Source organism: Pseudomonas sp. HB05, assembly GCF_016756915.1.
Taxonomy (GTDB): Bacteria; Pseudomonadota; Gammaproteobacteria; order Pseudomonadales; family Pseudomonadaceae; genus Aquipseudomonas; species Aquipseudomonas alvandae.
Genome location: NZ_JAESPG010000005.1, coordinates 60036 through 78216, shown reverse-complemented (window position 1 = coordinate 78216; position 18181 = coordinate 60036). Strand labels below are relative to the sequence as shown.

The window sequence follows — 18181 nt, the reverse complement described above, 5'->3', positions numbered from 1 at the left end:
CCTTAGTCCATGAAGCCCTGGAGCTTCAACTCGATGGAACGCGGGTTTTCACCTTCGGCGATCGACAGGATCCCTTCCAGCAACATTTCGCGGTAGCGCGACTGGCGCAGCGCGATGGACTTGAGCTTGGCCGCGATCGGCAGCAGCACCAGGTTGGCACTCGCCACGCCATAGATGGTGGCGACGAAGGCCACGGCGATGCCGCTGCCCAGTTGCGACGGGTCGGCCAGGTTGCCCATCACGTGGATCAGGCCCATGACCGCACCGATGATGCCGATGGTCGGCGCGTAGCCGCCCATGCTCTCGAACACTTTCGCCGCTTCGATGTCGCGGGCTTCCTGGGTGTAGAAATCCACTTCCAGGATGCTGCGGATCGCTTCGGGTTCGGCGCCGTCCACCAGCAACTGCAAGCCCTTGCGCGAGTAGTTGTCGGGTTCGGCGTCGGCCACGCCTTCCAGGCCCAGCAGGCCTTCCTTGCGAGCGGTCAGGCTCCAGTTCACCACGCGGTCGATGCCGCCGGCCAGGTCGACCCGAGGCGGGAACAGAATCCACACCAGGACCTGCATGGCCCGCTTGAAGGCGCTCATGGGCGACTGCAACAGCGCAGCGCCAACGGTGCCACCGAGCACGATCAATGCGGCGGGACCGTTGGCCAGCGCGCCAAGGTGGCCGCCTTCCAGATAGTTGCCACCGATGATGGCGACGAACGCCATGATGATGCCGATCAGGCTGAGCACATCCATTACAGGCAGGCCTCGACCAGATTTTTACCCATGTCATCCAGGCTGTAGACCGCATCGGCGAGGTCGGCTTTGACGATCGCCATCGGCATGCCGTAGATCACGCAGCTGGCTTCATCCTGGGCCCAGATCGCGCTGCCGCCCTGCTTGAGCAAGCGGGCACCCTCACGACCGTCGGCGCCCATGCCGGTGAGGACCACCGCCAGAACTTTGTCACCGTAGGATTTCGCCGCGGAACCGAAGGTGATATCGACGCAAGGCTTGTAGTTCAAGCGCTCGTCGCCCGGCAGGATCTTCACCGCGCCACGACCGTCGATCATCATCTGCTTGCCGCCCGGTGCCAGCAGCGCCAGGCCTGGCCGCAGGATGTCGCCATCCTCGGCTTCCTTGACGCTGATGCGGCAGAGTTTGTCCAGACGTTCGGCAAACGCCTTGGTGAAGGCCGCTGGCATGTGCTGGATCAACACGATTGGTGCCGGGAAGTTGGCCGGCAATTGGGTCAGCACCCGTTGCAGTGCCACCGGACCACCGGTAGACGTGCCGATGGCAACCAGTTTGTAGGCCTTGCGCTTGGGCGCTGGCGACGACGGGCTGGCTGGCGCCGAGCGCGCAGGTGCAGGTGCCGGAGCACTGCGAACCGGCGCCGGGTTGAAGTTACTCGACGCAGAAGGTGTCGGCGCTGGCGCAGGCGCAGCAGTCGGCGCAGGCGCCGGTGCGCTGTAGGCACTGACGCGGCGGTTGCTGCGGGAAATGCTGTGGACCTTCTCGCACAGCAACTGGCGGACCTTGTCCGGGTTGCGCGAAATGTCCTCGAAGTTCTTCGGCAGGAAGTCCACCGCCCCGGCGTCCAGCGCATCGAGCGTGACTCGAGCGCCTTCATGGGTCAGGGAGGAGAACATCAAGACCGGGGTCGGGCAGCGCTGCATGATATGCCGCACCGCCGTGATGCCGTCCATCATCGGCATCTCGTAGTCCATGGTGATCACGTCCGGCTTGAGCGCCAGGGCCTGATCGATTGCCTCTTTGCCGTTGGTCGCCGTACCGACGACCTGAATGCTCGTGTCCGCCGAAAGAATTTCCGAGACGCGGCGGCGGAAAAACCCCGAATCGTCCACCACCAGGACTTTAACTACCATAAACACTCCGTTAGACGAGGCGCGGCGTCGGGCCGCGCCCCTCCAGAATCAAATACGCCGGGCGGCGTAGCGCTTGAGCATGCTTGGCACATCGAGGATCAACGCGATGCGGCCGTCGCCGGTGATGGTGGCGCCGGACATGCCCGGGGTGCCCTGGAGCATCTTGCCCAACGGCTTGATGACCACTTCTTCCTGGCCCACCAACTGGTCGACGACAAAGCCGATCCGCTGGGTGCCCACCGAAAGGATCACCACGTGGCCCTCGCCCTGCTCGACATGGGCGGCGGAGCTGACCAGCCAGCGCTTGAGGTAGAACAGCGGCAGTGCCTTGTCCCGCACGATGACCACTTCCTGGCCGTCGACCACGTTGGTGCGCGACAGGTCGAGGTGGAAAATCTCGTTGACGTTGACCAGCGGGAAGGCAAACGCCTGGTTGCCCAGCATCACCATCAGGGTCGGCATGATCGCCAGGGTCAACGGGACCTTGATGACGATCTTCGAGCCCTGGCCCTTGGTCGAGTAAATGTTGATCGAGCCGTTGAGCTGGGAAATCTTGGTTTTCACCACGTCCATGCCCACGCCACGACCGGATACGTCGGAGATCTCGGTCTTGGTCGAGAAGCCCGGGGCGAAGATCAGGTTGTAGCACTCGGTGTCGCTCAGGCGATCGGCCGCGTCCTTGTCCATCACGCCACGCTTCACCGCGATCGCTCGGAGGACGTTCGGGTCCATGCCCTTGCCGTCGTCGGAGATCGACAACAGGATGTGGTCGCCCTCCTGCTCGGCGGCCAGGATCACCTTGCCGCTGCGGACCTTGCCCGAGGCTTCGCGCTCTTCCGGCGACTCGATGCCGTGGTCGACCGCGTTGCGCACCAAGTGGACCAGCGGGTCGGCCAGGGCTTCGACAAGGTTCTTGTCGAGGTCGGTCTCTTCACCCACCAGTTCCAGGTTGATTTCTTTCTTGAGCTGGCGAGCCAGGTCGCGAACCAGGCGCGGGAAGCGCCCGAAGACTTTCTTGATCGGCTGCATCCGGGTCTTCATGACCGCGGTCTGCAAGTCGGCCGTGACCACGTCGAGGTTCGACACGGCCTTGGACATGGCTTCGTCCTGGCTGTTGAGACCCAGGCGCACCAGGCGGTTACGCACCAGCACCAGTTCGCCGACCATGTTCATGATCTCGTCCAGGCGCGCGGTGTCGACCCGAACGGTGGTCTCGGCTTCGCTGGCCGGTTTTTCCGCAGGCGCGGCCGCCGGAGCACGGGCTGGCGCCGGCGCGGCGGCAGCAGCGGGTTTCGGTGTCTCGGCCTTCGGTTCCGGGGCCTTGGCGGCCGGCTTGGGCGCAGCCTTCGCGGCGGGTGCGGCTGTCGCGGCGGCGGCGGTGGTTGCAGCGGCGGGCGCGGCGGTAGCCTTGCCGACTTCGCTGAACTTGCCCTTGCCATGCAGCTCATCGAGCAGCGATTCGAATTCGTGGTCGCTGATCAGGTCACTGCCGGCCGCCGCAGCCGCTGGCTTGGCCGGTGTCGGCGCGGAGGCGATGGCCGAATCCAGGGCATCGACGGCAAAGTTGCCCTTGCCATGCAACTGGTCGAGCAATGCCTCGAATTCGTCGTCGGTAATGTCGGAGTTATCCCCCGCTGCCTTTGGCGCAGCCGGGGCCGCCGGCGCTGCGACCGCATCGGGGGCGAACTGGCCCTTGCCGTGCAACTGGTCAAGCAGCGACTCGAACTCGTCGTCGGTAATTTCATCGCTGGCAGCGCCGTCGGCGGCTGGCACAGCAGGTGCGGTTGGCGCCTCGGCTTCGGCCTTGACGGCGTTCAGCGAGTCCAGCAGCGATTCGAATTCATGGTCGGTGATGTCGCCCGATTCCTCGGCGACCGGCTCTTCCACAACAGGCTCGGCCACCGGCGCGGCTTCGTCAGCCGACTGCGGCTCGGCCAGGCGCGACAGCGCGGCGAGCAGCTCTGGCGTGGCCGCGGTGATCGGCGAGCGCTCGCGCACTTCGCTGAACATGCTGTTGACCGCATCCAGCGCTTCGAGCACCACGTCCATCAGTTCCGAGTCGACGCGACGCTCACCCTTGCGCAGGATGTCGAACACGTTCTCGGCAATGTGGCAGCACTCCACCAGCTCATTGAGCTGGAGGAAGCCGGCGCCTCCTTTTACAGTGTGGAAACCGCGAAAAATTGCATTGAGCAGATCCGCATCATCAGGTCGGCTTTCCAGCTCGACCAGCTGTTCGGACAGTTGCTCTAGAATCTCGCCGGCCTCAACCAGGAAATCCTGAAGGATCTCTTCATCGGCGCCGAAGCTCATTAATGGCTGCTCCTAAAATAGGGCTAAATCAAAATCCAAGGCTGGACAGCAAATCGTCCACATCGTCCTGACCGGACACAACGTCTTCTCTTTTATCGGCATGAATCTGCGGACCTTCACCCTGAGAGAGATGTTTTTGTGGATCTTTTTCAGCAAGCATCGCTTCACGGTCGTGTTCGATGCCGGCAAAGCGGTCGACCTGGCTAGCCATCAACACCAGCTTGAGCAGATTGCTTTCCACTTCGGTGACCAGTTGGGTCACACGCTTGATCACCTGGCCGGTGAGGTCCTGGTAATCCTGGGCCAACAGAATGTCGTTGAGGTTGCTTGCCACGGCGCGGTTCTCGGCGCTGCTGCGTGTCAGGAAACCGTCGACCCGCCGGGCCAGCTCCCGAAATTCCTCGGCGCCGACTTCGCGACGCATGAACCGTCCCCAATCGGTGCTCAACGCCTGGGCTTCCTCGCTCAGGCCGTTGACCAGGGGCGTTGCGCTTTCCACCAGGTCCATGGTGCGGTTGGCCGCGGCTTCGGTCAGCTTGACCACATAGCCAAGGCGCTCGGTCGCGTCGGTAATCTGCGAGACTTCCTCGGCCTGCGGCATGTTCGGATCGATCTGGAAATTGACGATCGCGCTGTGCAGTTCACGGGTGAGCTTGCCGACTTCCTGGTACAGACCACGATCCCGGGTCTGGTTGAGCTCATGAATCATTTGAACCGCATCGCCGAAGCGGCCCTTTTCAAGGCTGTCGACCAGTTCGCGGGCATGTTTTTTCAGGGTCGATTCGAAATCGCCCATTGAAGATTCGTTGTCCATAGCTCCCCCGTGGCGCCGTTAACCGATGCGTTCGAAGATTTTTTCGATCTTCTCTTTCAACGCCTGGGCCGTGAAGGGTTTGACCACATAGCCGTTTACACCGGCCTGGGCCGCTTCGATGATCTGCTCGCGCTTGGCTTCGGCAGTCACCATCAGCACCGGGAGGTGCTTGAGTTTTTCGTCGGCGCGCACATGGCGCAGCAAGTCGATACCGGTCATGCCAGGCATGTTCCAGTCAGTCACCAGAAAGTCGATGCTCCCGCTGTTGAGAACCGGAATGGCAGTGGTGCCATCGTCGGCCTCGACCGTGTTGGTGAACCCAAGGTCACGCAACAGGTTTTTTATGATCCGCCGCATCGTTGAGAAGTCATCAACGATGAGGATTTTCATGTTCTTGTCCAATTCGACCTCCAAGCAGTCTTAAACGCGCCCAGCACCTGAACGCGCCATTTCAATCAATCCGGCACAACACTCGACAACGGTCTGGAGCACAACGGATGGAGACTGGCGTGGCACTTGCCATGCCTGCCCCGCTCGCAGCATCTCCGCACCGCCTGTCAGCGTGCTCGCCACTCCCCCAAACGCCCCCGCAGACGGGCCGCGCACTGGCTGTGTAACTGGCTGACCCGCGATTCGCTGACCCCCAGGACCTCACCGATTTCCTTGAGGTTCAGCTCTTCGTCGTAGTACAGCGCCAAGACCAGTCGCTCACGCTCCGGCAAATTGGCAATCGCTTCCGCCAACGCACTCTGGAAGCGTTCATCTTCCAGGTCGCGCGATGGCTCCATGTGAGCACTTGCGCCATCCTCATGCAGCCCCTCGTGTTCGCCGTCCTGCAACAGGTCGTCGAAACTGAACAGGCGACTGCCCAAGGTATCGTTCAAAATCCCGTAATAATCGTCGAGACTCAATTGGAGTTCGGCCGCAACCTCATGATCTTTAGCGTCACGCCCGGTTTTAGCTTCAATCGCGCGAATCGCGTCACTGACCATACGGGTATTGCGGTGCACTGAACGCGGTGCCCAATCGCCCTTGCGGACTTCATCGAGCATGGCGCCGCGAATGCGGATACCGGCATAGGTCTCGAAGCTGGCGCCTTTGCTGGCGTCGTATTTGTTCGCCACTTCCAACAGGCCAATCATGCCCGCCTGGATCAGGTCTTCGACCTGGACACTGGCCGGCAAGCGTGCCAGCAAGTGATAGGCGATGCGCTTGACCAATGGCGCGTAACGCTCGATCAATTCGTACTGGGCGTCCCGTGCCGATTTTTTGTAGAGATGGTTGTAACCGCTGGCTGTCATAACACGGGCCCTGCTGTTTGTTGCACAAGACGCTCGACGAAAAATTCCAGATGCCCGCGTGGGTTGGCGGGCAGTGGCCAGGTATCGACCTTCTGGGCGATCGCCTTGAACGCCAGCGCGCATTTGGAACGTGGAAAGGCTTCATATACGGCACGTTGCTTCTGGACCGCCTTGCGTACGCTTTCGTCGTAAGGCACTGCGCCGACGTATTGTAGGGCGACGTCCAGGAAGCGATCCGTGACCTTTGTCAACTTGGCGAACAGGTTGCGTCCTTCCTGCGGGCTCTGGGCCATGTTGGCCAGGACGCGGAACCGGTTCATGCCATAGTCGCGGTTAAGCAGCTTGATCAGGGCGTAGGCGTCGGTGATGGACGTCGGTTCGTCGCAGACCACCAGCAGGACTTCCTGGGCGGCGCGGACAAAACTGACCACCGAGTCACCGATGCCGGCAGCCGTGTCGATCACCAGCACATCGAGGTTGTCGCCGATGTCGCTGAAAGCCTGGATCAGGCCGGCGTGCTGCGCCGGGGTCAGGTGCACCATGCTCTGGGTGCCGGAAGCGGCCGGCACGATGCGAATCCCGCCGGGCCCCTGCAGGAGCACGTCGCGCAGTTCGCAGCGGCCTTCGATCACGTCCGCCAGGGTGCGCTTGGGTGTCAACCCCAGCAGCACGTCGACGTTCGCCAGGCCCAGGTCGGCGTCCAGCAACATGACCCGTCGGCCTAGCTCTGCCAGGGCCAGGGACAAGTTCACTGACACGTTAGTCTTGCCGACGCCACCTTTGCCGCCGGTCACCGCGATCACCTGTACGGGATGCATGCTGCCCATGTTCGTTCTTTACCTTGTCTTACTTAGACGGAGGCCACATTACTGGCTGCGCGTTCACATATGGAACAATGCATGGCAGACCATCGATGTAGGTACAAAAAATATTCATGAATACCTCAGCCAACCTGCTTGGTCGGGCTGTGGTAGATATCAGCGAACATGTCAGCCATGGCTTCTTCGCTGGGTTCTTCCTGCATTTGCACACTCACGGCACGACTGACCAGTTGATGACGGCGCGGCAGATGCAAATCATCCGGGATCCGCGGCCCGTCGGTCAGGTAGGCCACCGGTAGTTCATGACCGATCGCCAGGCTCAACACCTCGCCCAGGCTTGCCGTTTCGTCCAGCTTAGTCAGGATGCAGCCGGCCAGCCCGCAGCGTTTGTAGCTGTGGTATGCGGCGGTTAGAACCTGTTTCTGGCTGGTGGTTGCCAACACGAGATAATTTTTTGACTTGATGCCACGTCCGGCCAGGCTTTCCAGCTGCATGCGCAGGGCCGGATCGCTGGCTTGCAGGCCGGCGGTGTCGATCAGCACGACGCGCTTGCGCATCAGCGGCTCCAGCGCCTGGGCCAGGGATTGGCCCGGGTCCACATGGGTCACCGACACATTGAGGATCCGACCCAGGGTCTTGAGTTGTTCCTGGGCGCCGATGCGGAAACTGTCCATGCTCACCAGGGCGATACTCTGCGCGCCGTACTTGAGGACATAACGGGCCGCGAGCTTGGCCAGGGTGGTGGTCTTGCCCATGCCGGCCGGGCCGACCATGGCAATCACTCCGCCTTCTTCCAGTGGCTCGACTTCCGGCGTGGCGATCATCCGCGCCAGGTGCGCCAGCAGCATGCGCCAGGCCTGGCGAGGCTCTTCGATGCCATTGATCAGCGCCAGCAGATCGCGCGCCAACGGGCCGGACAGGCCAATGCGTTGCAGGCGACGCCACAGGTTGGCCTGGGCTGGACGGCTGCCTTGCAGTTGGTTCCAGGCCAGCGAGCCGAGCTGGACTTCCATCAGCTCACGCAGGCTGTTGAGTTCGAAGCGCATCGAGTCGAAGGCGCGCGGGTCGACACCGCGGGCAGGCGCAGCAGGCGCCGGCTCCGGGCGACGCGGCTCGGCCGGCGTGGCCTCGACCAGCGGTTCGGCGGCGGTCAGCGGCAGGCCTGCGGTCAATGGCTGGCCGGCGAACAATTGACGATTGGTGCCAGCGCTCGCCGCGCCTTCGCTGCTGCGCAGGCTCAATTCGGCCTGGGCGCTGGCGATACGCGACTGGGTCTTGCGCAGCTCATCCTCGAGTTCCATGTTCGGAACGCGCGGGGCCAGCGCCGACAATTTGTAATCCAGCGCAGCCGTCAGCTCGACACCGCCAGCGATCCGGCGATTGCCAATGATGGCTGCTTCAGCGCCCAGCTCGTCACGTACCAGCTTCATGGCCTGACGCATATCGGCGGCGAAAAAACGCTTCACTTGCATAAACCACTACCTCAGCCGTTGGGCCCTACTGTCGCAACGATGGTCACTTGCTTGTTGTCCGGTATTTCCTGGTACGCCAGCACATGCAGCCCCGGGACCGCGAGGCGCCCGAATCGCGAGAGCATCGCGCGAATCGGACCGGCCACCAGCAGGATCACCGGTTGGCCTTGCATCTCTTGCCGCTGGGCTGCGTCGATCAACGAACGTTGCAGCTTCTCGGCCATGCTTGGCTCCAGCAGGACACCCTCTTCCGAGCCTTGTCCTGCCTTCTGCAGACTATTGAGCAATATCTGTTCCAACCTTGGCTCCAGAGTGATCACAGGCAGCTCAGACTCAGTGCCTACAATGCTTTGGACGATTGCACGGGATACGCCGACCCGCACCGCAGCCACCAGGGCGGCGGTATCTTGACTCTTCGAAGCGTTGTTGGCGATCGCTTCGGCAATGCTGCGGATGTCGCGCACGGGCACCTGTTCAGCCAACAGCGCCTGCAACACCTTGAGCAACTGCGACAACGAAACCACGCCCGGCACCAGCTCTTCAGCCAGCTTCGGCGAGCCTTTGGCCAGTACTTGCAGCAATTGCTGGACTTCTTCGTGGCCGATCAGCTCGCTGGAATGCTTGTACAGAATCTGGTTCAAGTGGGTCGCCACCACTGTGCTGGCGTCCACCACGGTATAGCCGAGGGACTGGGCCTGGGCGCGCTGGCTGATTTCGATCCACACCGCTTCCAGGCCGAAAGCCGGATCCTTGGCGGTAATACCGTTGAGCGAACCGTAGACCTGACCTGGGTTGATCGCCAGCTCGCGGTCCGGGTAGATCTCGGCTTCGGCCAGGATCACGCCCATGAGCGTCAGGCGATAGGCGCTCGGCGCCAGGTCGAGGTTGTCGCGGATGTGCACGGTCGGCATCAGGAAGCCCAGGTCCTGGGACAGCTTCTTGCGCACGCCCTTGATCCGCGCCAGCAATTGACCACCCTGGTTGCGGTCGACCAATGGAATCAGGCGGTAGCCGACTTCCAGGCCAATCATGTCGATCGGCGTCACGTCGTCCCAGCCCAGCTCCTTGGTTTCCATGGCGCGAGCCGGCGATGGCAGCAGTTCCTGCTGGCGCTTGACCTCTTCCAACGCCTGGACCTTTTGCACATTCTGCTTTTTCCAGAACAGGTAGGCACCGCCAGCCGCCAGGGCCGCCATGCTCAGGAAGGAAAAATGCGGCATGCCAGGCACCAGGCCCATCACCGCCATCAGGCCGGCGGCAACAGCCAGGGCCTTGGGCGAGGCGAACATTTGGCGACTGATCTGCTTGCCCATGTCTTCGGAGCCCGAAGCACGGGTCACCATGATCGCAGCGGCTGTGGATAACAGCAGTGATGGCAATTGCGCCACCAAACCGTCACCGATGGTCAACAAGGCGTAGACCTTGCCGGCATCGCCGAAGGTCATGCCATGTTGGAAGATGCCGACGGCCATGCCGCCGATCAGGTTGATGAACAGAATCAACAGGCCGGCGATGGCGTCACCGCGCACGAATTTGCTGGCACCGTCCATGGAACCGTAGAACTCGGCTTCCTGGGCCACTTCCAGGCGTCGCAGCTTGGCCTGGCCCTGGTCGATGAGGCCAGCGTTGAGGTCGGCGTCGATCGCCATTTGCTTGCCGGGCATCGCATCGAGGGTGAAACGTGCGCTCACCTCGGAAATCCGCCCGGCGCCCTTGGTCACCACGACGAAGTTGATGATCATCAAGATGGCGAAGACCACGATACCGACCACGTAGTTACCGCCGATCACCACCTCACCGAAGGCCTGGATCACCTTACCGGCGGCGGCGTGGCCTTCTTGGCCATGAATCATCACCACCCGGGTGGACGCCACGTTCAGCGCCAGGCGCAACAGTGTCGCCACCAGCAGGATGGTCGGGAAGACGGCGAAATCCAGCGGCCGCAGGGCGTATACGCAGACCAGCAGGACCACGATCGACAAGGCGATGTTGAACGTGAAGAACACGTCCAGCAGGAACGGCGGCACCGGCAGCATCATCATGGCGAGCATGACCAGCAGCAACAGCGGCACGCCCAGATTACCCCGGCTGAGGTCTACGACGTTGCTGCGCGCGGTGCTGAGTAACTGAGAGCGATCCACCAATATTCCCCGTTCCTGTGAAGCAAACTTTTGACGCCCGAGAGGGGCGCAGGCGGGGTATTGCAAGAAGCTTTCCAACTTTTGCGAGAAGCTGAAATAGAGCGGCTTGACGTACGTCCAGCCCTGTGGGAAAGCCTGCACCCACGCGGTCCTGCGGTCCGCTCGAGAAAAATGATGTATCTGTGGCGAGGGAGCTTGCTCCCGCTCGGCTGCGAAGCAGTCGTAAACCGGCGGGTGCGGAGTGCCTGATGCTCTGCATCTCGCGGCCTAAGGGGCCGCTTCGCGGCCCAGCGGGAGCAAGCTCCCTCGCCACGGGTTCATCGATTGCCTTGATTGAGCAGCATCAGTTCGCACAGGGCTTTGCGTTAGCCGGGATCAGGAATCGCGGCGCAAATCCGGCGGGATCGGCAGGTCCTTGAGCGGTTCGGGGCGCTTGCCCTTGCCGGCGCGGTGCTGGCGGATCTGGTAGACGTACGCCAGGACCTGCGCCACGGCCAGGTACAGGCCTCCCGGAATTTCCTGGTCGAGTTCGGTGGAGTAGTAGATCGACCGCGCCAATGCCGGGGATTCGAGCAGCATCACTTCGTTGGCGACGGCGATCTCGCGGATCTTCAACGCCAGGAAATCGCTGCCCTTGGCCAAGAGGACCGGCGCATTGCCTTTGTCCGGGTCGTACTTGAGCGCGACGGCATAGTGGGTCGGGTTGGTGATGACTACGTCGGCGTCGGGAATCGCCGCCATCATCCGGCGCTGGGAGACCTCGCGCTGCAACTGGCGGATCCGCTGCTTGACCTCCGGCTTGCCCTCCTGATCCTTATATTCGTCGCGGATTTCCTGCTTGGTCATCATCAGCTTCTGCTTGCTTTGGTAGAGCTGGATCGGCACGTCGATGGCGGCGATCAGGATCAAGCCACAGGCCATCCACAAGGTGCTCCAGCCCACCAGTTGCACGCTGTGGATAATGGCCTGTTCCAGCGGCTCATGGGCAATGCGCAGCAAGTCATCGATATCAGCCTGCAATACCGTCAGCGCCACGAAAAGAACCAGGAAAAACTTACCAAGCGCTTTTAACAGCTCCATCAGAGCCGTTGTGGAGAACATCCGCTTGAGCCCACTCGCAGGATTCATTCGGCTGAACTTGGGCGCCATGGTCTTACCGGAAAACAACCACCCGCCCAAGGAAATAGGCCCCAGGAAAGCGGCCAGCAACAAGAAGATCAGCACTGGCTGCACCGCCACGATGGCGATCTTGCCCGAATGCAACAAGTACTGCGCCATGGCCCCAGGGCTGAGCAGCACTTCCCGAGGCAGCGAAAAATTCAGGCGCATGATTTCCAGCAGATCCAAGGCCAGCCCACCACCGTAGATCAGCAAGCCACCAGCGCCGGCGAGCATGATCGCCAAGGTATTGAGTTCTTTGGAACGCGCAATTTCGCCCTTTTCCCTGGATTCTTTCTTGCGCTTCTCCGTGGGGTCTTCTGTCTTGTCCTGACCGCTTTCGCTCTCGGCCATGGTTCAGCGCGCCTGTGCCATGTCGCGTAACAACTGCAAGGCCTGGGTGGCCAGCGGCTGGTACTGGTTGAGGATGTCCCCGAGGCTGACCCAGAAAATCACCATGCCCAACACCAGGGTCAGCGGGAAGCCAATGGAGAAGATGTTCAACTGCGGGGCCGCCCGGGTCATCACGCCGAAGGCGATGTTGACCACCAGCAACGCGGTGATCGCCGGCAACACCAGCACCATGGCCGCGCCGAGGACCCAGCCGAGCTTGCCGGCGATTTCCCAGAAATGATTGACCAGCATCGCGCTGCCCACCGGCATCGTCGTGAAGCTCTCGGTCAAGACCTCGAACACCACCAGGTGCCCGTTCATGGCCAGGAACAACAACGTCACCAGCATCGTCAGGAATTGCCCGATCACCGCGGTGTTGACGCCATTGGTGGGGTCGATCATCGAGGCGAAGGCCATGCCCATCTGGATCGAAATGATTTGCCCGGCGACCACGAACGCCTGGAAAAACAACTGCAGCGAAAAGCCCAGCAAGGCGCCGATGAGGATCTGTTCGGCCACCAGCATCAGCGCACTGAGGTCCAGCGCATTGACCGGCGGCATCGGCGGCAGTCCGGGAGCGATGACCACGGTGATCGCCAGGGCCAGATACAGACGCACGCGCCCCGGCACCAGGGTCGTGCCGAAGACCGGCATGCTCATCAGCACCGCAGTGACGCGGAATAACGGCAGGACAAACGACGCCACCCAGCTACTGATCTGGGTGTCCGTCAACGCGAGCATCGACATCCGGTCAGCCGATCAACTGCGGAATACTGCCGTACAACTGCAGGATGTATTCCATGAAGGTTTGCACCAGCCAGGGACCGGCGACGATCAGCGTGACCAGCATCACCAGCAGGCGCGGCAGGAAACTCAAGGTCTGTTCGTTGATCTGCGTGGCGGCCTGGAACATCGCCACCAGCAGGCCCACCAGCAGGCTCGGGATCACCAGGATGGCAACCATCATGGTGGTCAGCCAGAGGGCTTCGCGGAATAGGTCTACCGCAACTTCAGGCGTCATATCGTGTTACCCGCGCAAGTGGTCTAGACACCGCCGAAACTGCCCGCCAGGGTGCCGATGATCAACGCCCAGCCATCCACCAGCACAAACAACATGATCTTGAACGGCAGGGAAATGATCAGCGGCGACAGCATCATCATGCCCATGGCCATGAGGATACTGGCGACCACCAGGTCGATGATCAGGAACGGGATGAAAATCATGAAACCGATCTGGAACGCAGTCTTCAACTCGGACGTCACGAACGCCGGCACCAGGATCGTCAGCGGAGCCTGGTCAGGACTGGCGATGTCGGTGCGCTTGGACAGGCGCATGAACAGGTCCAGGTCGCTGCTGCGAGTCTGGGCGAGCATGAAATCCTTGATCGGCACCTGAGCCTTGGCCACGGCATCCTGGGCACTGAGTTTTTCCGCCAGGTAGGGTTGCAGCGCGTCCTGGTTCACCCTGTCGAATACCGGCGCCATGATGAACATGGTCAGGAACAGCGCCATGCCGGTGAGGATCTGGTTCGACGGCGTCTGTTGCAGCCCCAGCGCCTGGCGCAGGATGGAAAAGACGATGATGATCCGAGTGAAACTGGTCATCAGCATGACAAACGCCGGGATGAAACTCAGCGCAGTCATGATCAGCAGGATCTGCAGGCTGACCGAGTATTCCTGTGCCCCTTCGGCATTGGTGCCGAGGGTGATCGCCGGGATCGACAGCGGATCGGCGGCAAACGCCAACGGCGCGGCCAGCATCAGGGCCAACGCCAACAGAATGCGCAACGGCATTACTTTTTATCCTTTTGATCTTTACCCAGCAGTTCCATGAGCCGCTGGGCAAATTCGGGGGTGGCCTGCTCAGCGGAGGGCACCTGGACCGGCTCCTTGAGGACGTGCAGCGCGGTGATGGTGCCGGGGCTCAGCCCCAGCAGGATCTGCTCGTTGCCTACCTGCACCAGCACCAGCCGATCCCGCGGGCCCAACGCCCGGGAACTGATGATGTCGATGACCTGACCTTTGCCGGCGGGCCCCGCCTGTTGCACGCGCCGCAGCATCCACGCCAGGAAGAAAATCACCCCGAGCACCAGGAGCAGCCCCAGCACCAGTTGCGCCAACTGCCCGGCGATGCCGCTGCCACTGGCCGGCGCAACGGCCGCATTGGCCACCGGCTCGGCCGCCAGCACACTGAACGGCAGCATCAAGGCTGCGGCGAAAAAACCTTTCATTCAGCGCAGCTTCTTGATGCGTTCGCTCGGGCTGATCACGTCCGTCAGGCGAATGCCGAACTTCTCGTTGACCACCACCACCTCGCCATGGGCGATCAAGGTGCCGTTGACCAACACGTCCAGCGGCTCACCGGCCAGGCGATCGAGTTCGATTACCGAACCCTGGTTGAGCTGCAGCAGGTTGCGGATGTTGATGTCGGTGCTGCCCACTTCCATGGAAATCGACACCGGGATGTCGAGGATCACGTCCAGGTTCGGCCCGTCGAGCGTCACTTGCTCGTTGCTTTTTGGCACGCTGCCGAACTCTTCCATCTGCAGGCGGTTGGACGCGTGGGCGCCGGTATCGGCTGCCAGCAACGCATCGATGTCGGCCTGCCCGGCGTCGCCGGTTTCTTCCAGGGCCGCAGCCCACTCGTCGGCCAGCGCCTGGTCATCCTGGGTATTCATATCGTCAGCCATCATGTTTCCTCGGCGGGCAAAAATTCAGTTAAAAACGAAAACTTAAGAAATTGACAGCGCTCAGCGGCGTTCGATCGGCTCGATTACCTGCAACGCCAGGTTGCCTTTGTGAGAGCCCATCTTGACCTTGAAGGCCGGCACGCCATTGGCACGCATGATCATGTCTTCCGGCATCTCGACGGGGATGATGTCCCCCGGCTGCATGTGCAGGATGTCCCGCAGGCGCAGCTGGCGCCGGGCAACCGTCGCGCCGATCGGCACGTCGACGTCCAGCACGTCCTGGCGCAACGCGTTGATCCAGCGTTCGTCCTGGTCGTCGAGGTCCGACTGGAAACCGGCGTCGAGCATTTCACGCACCGGCTCGATCATCGAATACGGCATGGTCACGTGCAGGTCGCCGCCGCCGCCGTCGAGTTCGATGTGGAACGTCGAGACGACAATGGCTTCGCTCGGGCCGACGATGTTCGCCATGGCCGGGTTCACTTCCGAGTTGATGTACTCGAAGTTCACTTCCATGATCGCCTGCCAGGCTTCCTTCAGGTCGACGAAGGCCTGTTCCAGCACCATGCGCACGACGCGCAGTTCCGTCGGGGTGAATTCGCGACCTTCGATCTTGGCGTGACGACCGTCGCCACCAAAGAAGTTGTCCACCAGCTTGAACACCAGCTTGGCGTCGAGAATGAACAGCGCCGTACCGCGCAGCGGCTTGATCTTCACCAGGTTGAGGCTGGTGGGCACGTACAGCGAGTGCACGTATTCGCCGAACTTCATCACCTGCACGCCACCCACGGCCACGTCGGCCGAGCGGCGCAGCATGTTGAACATGCTGATACGGGTGTAGCGGGCGAAACGCTCGTTGATCATTTCCAGGGTCGGCATGCGTCCGCGAACGATGCGGTCCTGGCTGGTCAGGTCGTAGCTTTTGACGCTGCCCGGGTCAGCAGCGTTTTCGGTTTGCACCAGGCCGTCGTCGACACCGTGCAACAGCGCGTCGATTTCGTCCTGGGACAACAAGTCCTGCACGGCCATGTCGTGTTTCCTACTGCAATACGAAGTTAGTGAAGAGCAACTGTTCGATCACCACTTTGCCAAGCTCTTTCTGGGCCACTTCCTGCACGCTGGCCGTGGCTTTCTGACGCAGCATTTCCTGGCCGACCGGGGTGGCGAGGGTGTCGAAACTCTGTCCGGAAAACAGCATCACCAGGTTATTGCGGATCAATGGCATGTGCACACGCAACGCTTCCAGGTCGGCCTGGTTGCGGCCCTGCAACGTGATGCTGACCTGCATGTAGCGTTGACGACCGTTCACGGTGTAGTTGGCAACGAAGGCCGGGGCCATGGGCTCGAAAATCGCCGGCTGCTTGCCCACCGGTGCGGCTTCCGCCGCCGGTGCCGGCTTGCTTTGGGCGCTGTGCATGAAATACCAGGTCGCCCCCACCGAAACGCCCATCGCCAGGAGCAAGCCCACCACGATCAGGATGATCATCTTGAGTTTGCCTTTGGTTGCAGGGTCTTTTACAGCTGCTGCTTCACTCTTCGCCATGCCAATAATCCGTCACTAATCGGGGGGTTCACTGTTGCATGGCTAGGCAGGAGCAAGTGTTATGCCAGAAGTGTCCGCACTTGGAGTAGCGAGCTTGATGCGATCTCCAGGGACCGCAGAAACCAATGTGGGAGCGAGCTTGCTCGCGATAGCGGTGGATCAGTTCCGAACAAGGTGACTGACAAATCCGCTATCGCGAGCAAGCTCGCTCCCACAGGGGTTGTTGCATTGAATCAGGCGTAGTAGTCGACCGCACTGGTGCCGATGACGCTGGTCGTGCTGGCAGCCACTTCAGCGATGCTGGCGGGAGCGGCTTCATCCACCGAATCCACCCGCCCGCCCGAGGACGTCGTGCGTCCGGCCTGGGCCTGCTGCTGGGCTTGTTGGTCCTGGTTCTGCGAACCACGGGATTGATCCGACACGTTCACGTCGACCTGCCCCATGCCTTGCTGGGCAAAGCTGTCGCGCAAGCGATGCATCTGGCCTTCGAGGGCTTCACGAACGCCAGCGTGGGCGCTCATGAAGGTGACTTGGGTCTGCTGGTCCGGAACCATGTTCACCCGGATGTCCAGGCGCCCGAGTTCGGCCGGCTGCAACTGGATGTCGGCCGCCTTGAGATTGGCGCTCGACAAGTACATTACCCGGTTGACCACTTCCTCGGTCCAGCCGCTCTGGTTCATGGCGATGGGCTGGTTGACCGGCACCGCGTTGGCGGTTTTCGGCGTGGCGGCCTGGGTCAGTGCCGCCAAGCGATTGGCAAAGTCATCGACGCGGGTATCGCTCGAAGCCGCGGTCAGGTCCTTTAGGCCTTCGCTGATCAGGCCACTGAACGCCTTGTCGCCACCCTGGCTGCCGGCACCGGTGCTGTCCTGGTCGGCTTGCACAGTGAGCATGCTGGCCATGCCGGCGGCAAACGTCTGGGCCGAGGTCGGTTCGCCATCGGGCGAGGACGTCGGGGCGGCCTTGGGTTGCGCCTGGCTGGAAGCCGACACATGACCGCCCTGCTCCATCGCCAACCGCAAGGCTGGCAGCGCGTCGAGCGGATCAGCTTGCGGGTCGAACTCCGGATCCGTCACGGGTGCCGGGGCATTGGCCGCCGTCGTAGGAACAACGGCAGCCGCCACCGCAGCGGTGACTTGAGCATCGGCCGCAACCACCACGGGGGCGGGCTGAACCTCGGCAGTGGTCACCGCAACGACCGGCAACAACGCAGGATCAAGGGTTGGATCGACAGGCGCGGCGTCCGCTACGGGCTTCTCGGCCGCTTCGGTATCGTCATCCTGCGCAGTCTTGTCGTCGGCAGCAGCCGGCTTGTCGGCGGGCAAGGGTTTGCCGCTATCGGCAACCACCGGCTCCGGAGCGGCAGCCGTATCGCTGTCGACATCCTTTTTGACGGAGGTGTCGGAAGTCTTGTCGCGCCCCGGCTTTACCGACGGATCAACGACCGTCGGTGATTTGACGGGGGCCTGCTTGGCGAAGACCTGAGCGAAGCTGGAGGCTTTATTCCCGGCTTCCGGGCCCGCTGCCAGCGGATTGACGGCGGCCTGCGGCTTGGCCGGAGCAGTGGCCTGCAGGAGTGTATTGGGCGTAACAGGCATAAAATGGTCTCCGCTGCACTGGAATCAAGATGCAGTCGAGACAGGACAATGCAAGGGACGG

General features: G+C 61.9%; 18 protein-coding genes. All 18 read right to left on the bottom strand.

Features of this window, described 5'->3' with window-relative positions:
• Positions 1 to 2: 2 nt before the first annotated feature.
• The 18 genes from JMN22_RS07350 to JMN22_RS07265 all read right to left on the bottom strand — a co-directional run bounded on the left by JMN22_RS07350 (position 3) and on the right by JMN22_RS07265 (position 18120).
• On the bottom strand, positions 3 to 743 hold the full coding sequence (locus JMN22_RS07350; RefSeq protein WP_030141064.1) for a flagellar motor protein: 741 nt from the start codon (positions 741 to 743) through the stop codon (positions 3 to 5).
• A complete protein-coding gene (locus tag JMN22_RS07345) occupies positions 743 to 1876 on the bottom strand; it encodes a protein-glutamate methylesterase/protein-glutamine glutaminase (RefSeq protein ID WP_198797729.1) in 1134 nt (377 codons plus the stop codon). Before JMN22_RS07345 ends, JMN22_RS07350 begins: the two co-directional genes overlap by 1 nt.
• Positions 1877 to 1924: 48 nt before the next feature.
• Complete coding sequence (locus JMN22_RS07340; RefSeq protein WP_198797728.1) at positions 1925 to 4189, bottom strand: chemotaxis protein CheA; 2265 nt, start codon at positions 4187 to 4189, stop codon at positions 1925 to 1927.
• Between the two features lie 28 nt (positions 4190 to 4217).
• Complete coding sequence (locus JMN22_RS07335; protein ID WP_030141067.1) at positions 4218 to 5003, bottom strand: protein phosphatase CheZ; 786 nt, start codon at positions 5001 to 5003, stop codon at positions 4218 to 4220.
• A gap of 18 nt (positions 5004 to 5021) precedes the next feature.
• On the bottom strand, positions 5022 to 5393 hold the full coding sequence (locus JMN22_RS07330; RefSeq protein WP_003183998.1) for a chemotaxis response regulator CheY: 372 nt from the start codon (positions 5391 to 5393) through the stop codon (positions 5022 to 5024).
• Positions 5394 to 5560: 167 nt separating this feature from the next.
• Positions 5561 to 6304 carry an RNA polymerase sigma factor FliA gene (gene fliA / locus JMN22_RS07325; protein WP_030141068.1) on the bottom strand — a complete coding sequence of 248 codons (744 nt, stop codon included), beginning with the start codon at positions 6302 to 6304 and terminating at the stop codon, positions 5561 to 5563.
• Positions 6301 to 7131: a flagellar synthesis regulator FleN gene (fleN, locus tag JMN22_RS07320; protein ID WP_003184001.1), complete on the bottom strand. Its 831-nt coding sequence runs from the start codon at positions 7129 to 7131 to the stop codon at positions 6301 to 6303. Before fleN ends, fliA begins: the two co-directional genes overlap by 4 nt.
• Positions 7132 to 7247: 116 nt before the next feature.
• Positions 7248 to 8597 carry a flagellar biosynthesis protein FlhF gene (flhF, locus tag JMN22_RS07315; RefSeq protein WP_030141069.1) on the bottom strand — a complete coding sequence of 450 codons (1350 nt, stop codon included), beginning with the start codon at positions 8595 to 8597 and terminating at the stop codon, positions 7248 to 7250.
• 11 nt (positions 8598 to 8608) lie between these two features.
• Positions 8609 to 10738 carry a flagellar biosynthesis protein FlhA gene (gene flhA / locus JMN22_RS07310; protein WP_198797727.1) on the bottom strand — a complete coding sequence of 710 codons (2130 nt, stop codon included), beginning with the start codon at positions 10736 to 10738 and terminating at the stop codon, positions 8609 to 8611.
• A 375-nt stretch (positions 10739 to 11113) separates the two neighbouring features.
• Positions 11114 to 12250 carry a flagellar biosynthesis protein FlhB gene (flhB, locus tag JMN22_RS07305; protein ID WP_030141071.1) on the bottom strand — a complete coding sequence of 379 codons (1137 nt, stop codon included), beginning with the start codon at positions 12248 to 12250 and terminating at the stop codon, positions 11114 to 11116.
• A 3-nt stretch (positions 12251 to 12253) separates the two neighbouring features.
• Positions 12254 to 13030, bottom strand: coding sequence for a flagellar biosynthetic protein FliR (fliR, locus tag JMN22_RS07300; protein ID WP_437127698.1), 777 nt, complete (start codon positions 13028 to 13030; stop codon positions 12254 to 12256).
• Positions 13031 to 13040: 10 nt separating this feature from the next.
• Entirely contained in the window at positions 13041 to 13310 is a 270-nt protein-coding gene (gene fliQ, locus JMN22_RS07295) for a flagellar biosynthesis protein FliQ (RefSeq protein WP_003184009.1), read from the bottom strand.
• Positions 13311 to 13333: 23 nt separating this feature from the next.
• Complete coding sequence (fliP, locus tag JMN22_RS07290; protein ID WP_030141073.1) at positions 13334 to 14083, bottom strand: flagellar type III secretion system pore protein FliP; 750 nt, start codon at positions 14081 to 14083, stop codon at positions 13334 to 13336.
• On the bottom strand, positions 14083 to 14520 hold the full coding sequence (gene fliO / locus JMN22_RS07285) for a flagellar biosynthetic protein FliO (protein ID WP_030141074.1): 438 nt from the start codon (positions 14518 to 14520) through the stop codon (positions 14083 to 14085). The genes fliP and fliO overlap by 1 nt, the downstream gene beginning before the upstream one ends.
• The gene (fliN, locus tag JMN22_RS07280; RefSeq protein WP_030141075.1) at positions 14521 to 14979 is read right to left on the bottom strand and encodes a flagellar motor switch protein FliN; all 459 of its coding nucleotides are present in this window, start codon (positions 14977 to 14979) and stop codon (positions 14521 to 14523) included.
• Between the two features lie 60 nt (positions 14980 to 15039).
• Positions 15040 to 16008, bottom strand: a complete 969-nt coding sequence (gene fliM, locus JMN22_RS07275; protein ID WP_030141076.1) for a flagellar motor switch protein FliM — start codon at positions 16006 to 16008, stop codon at positions 15040 to 15042.
• Positions 16009 to 16018: 10 nt separating this feature from the next.
• Positions 16019 to 16522 (bottom strand): flagellar basal body-associated protein FliL, encoded by a 504-nt coding sequence (gene fliL, locus JMN22_RS07270; RefSeq protein WP_030141077.1) that lies wholly within the window; start codon positions 16520 to 16522, stop codon positions 16019 to 16021.
• Positions 16523 to 16755: 233 nt separating this feature from the next.
• Positions 16756 to 18120, bottom strand: a complete 1365-nt coding sequence (locus tag JMN22_RS07265) for a flagellar hook-length control protein FliK (RefSeq protein WP_198797725.1) — start codon at positions 18118 to 18120, stop codon at positions 16756 to 16758.
• Positions 18121 to 18181: the final 61 nt, after the last annotated feature.

Bases quoted from the DNA above. Each gene is read 5' to 3' on its own strand.
- JMN22_RS07350 (WP_030141064.1), bottom strand. From the start codon at position 743: ATGGATGTGCTCAGCCTGATCGGCATCATCATGGCGTTCGTCGCCATC.
- JMN22_RS07345 (WP_198797729.1), bottom strand. From the start codon at position 1,876: ATGGTAGTTAAAGTCCTGGTGGTGGACGATTCGGGGTTTTTCCGCCGC.
- JMN22_RS07340 (WP_198797728.1), bottom strand. From the start codon at position 4,189: ATGAGCTTCGGCGCCGATGAAGAGATCCTTCAGGATTTCCTGGTTGAG.
- JMN22_RS07335 (WP_030141067.1), bottom strand. From the start codon at position 5,003: ATGGACAACGAATCTTCAATGGGCGATTTCGAATCGACCCTGAAAAAA.
- JMN22_RS07330 (WP_003183998.1), bottom strand. From the start codon at position 5,393: ATGAAAATCCTCATCGTTGATGACTTCTCAACGATGCGGCGGATCATA.
- fliA (WP_030141068.1), bottom strand. From the start codon at position 6,304: ATGACAGCCAGCGGTTACAACCATCTCTACAAAAAATCGGCACGGGAC.
- fleN (WP_003184001.1), bottom strand. From the start codon at position 7,131: ATGGGCAGCATGCATCCCGTACAGGTGATCGCGGTGACCGGCGGCAAA.
- flhF (WP_030141069.1), bottom strand. From the start codon at position 8,597: ATGCAAGTGAAGCGTTTTTTCGCCGCCGATATGCGTCAGGCCATGAAG.
- flhB (WP_030141071.1), bottom strand. From the start codon at position 12,250: ATGGCCGAGAGCGAAAGCGGTCAGGACAAGACAGAAGACCCCACGGAG.
- fliR (WP_437127698.1), bottom strand. From the start codon at position 13,030: ATGCTCGCGTTGACGGACACCCAGATCAGTAGCTGGGTGGCGTCGTTT.
- fliQ (WP_003184009.1), bottom strand. From the start codon at position 13,310: ATGACGCCTGAAGTTGCGGTAGACCTATTCCGCGAAGCCCTCTGGCTG.
- fliP (WP_030141073.1), bottom strand. From the start codon at position 14,083: ATGCCGTTGCGCATTCTGTTGGCGTTGGCCCTGATGCTGGCCGCGCCG.
- fliO (WP_030141074.1), bottom strand. From the start codon at position 14,520: ATGAAAGGTTTTTTCGCCGCAGCCTTGATGCTGCCGTTCAGTGTGCTG.
- fliN (WP_030141075.1), bottom strand. From the start codon at position 14,979: ATGGCTGACGATATGAATACCCAGGATGACCAGGCGCTGGCCGACGAG.
- fliM (WP_030141076.1), bottom strand. From the start codon at position 16,008: ATGGCCGTGCAGGACTTGTTGTCCCAGGACGAAATCGACGCGCTGTTG.
- fliL (WP_030141077.1), bottom strand. From the start codon at position 16,522: ATGGCGAAGAGTGAAGCAGCAGCTGTAAAAGACCCTGCAACCAAAGGC.
- JMN22_RS07265 (WP_198797725.1), bottom strand. From the start codon at position 18,120: ATGCCTGTTACGCCCAATACACTCCTGCAGGCCACTGCTCCGGCCAAG.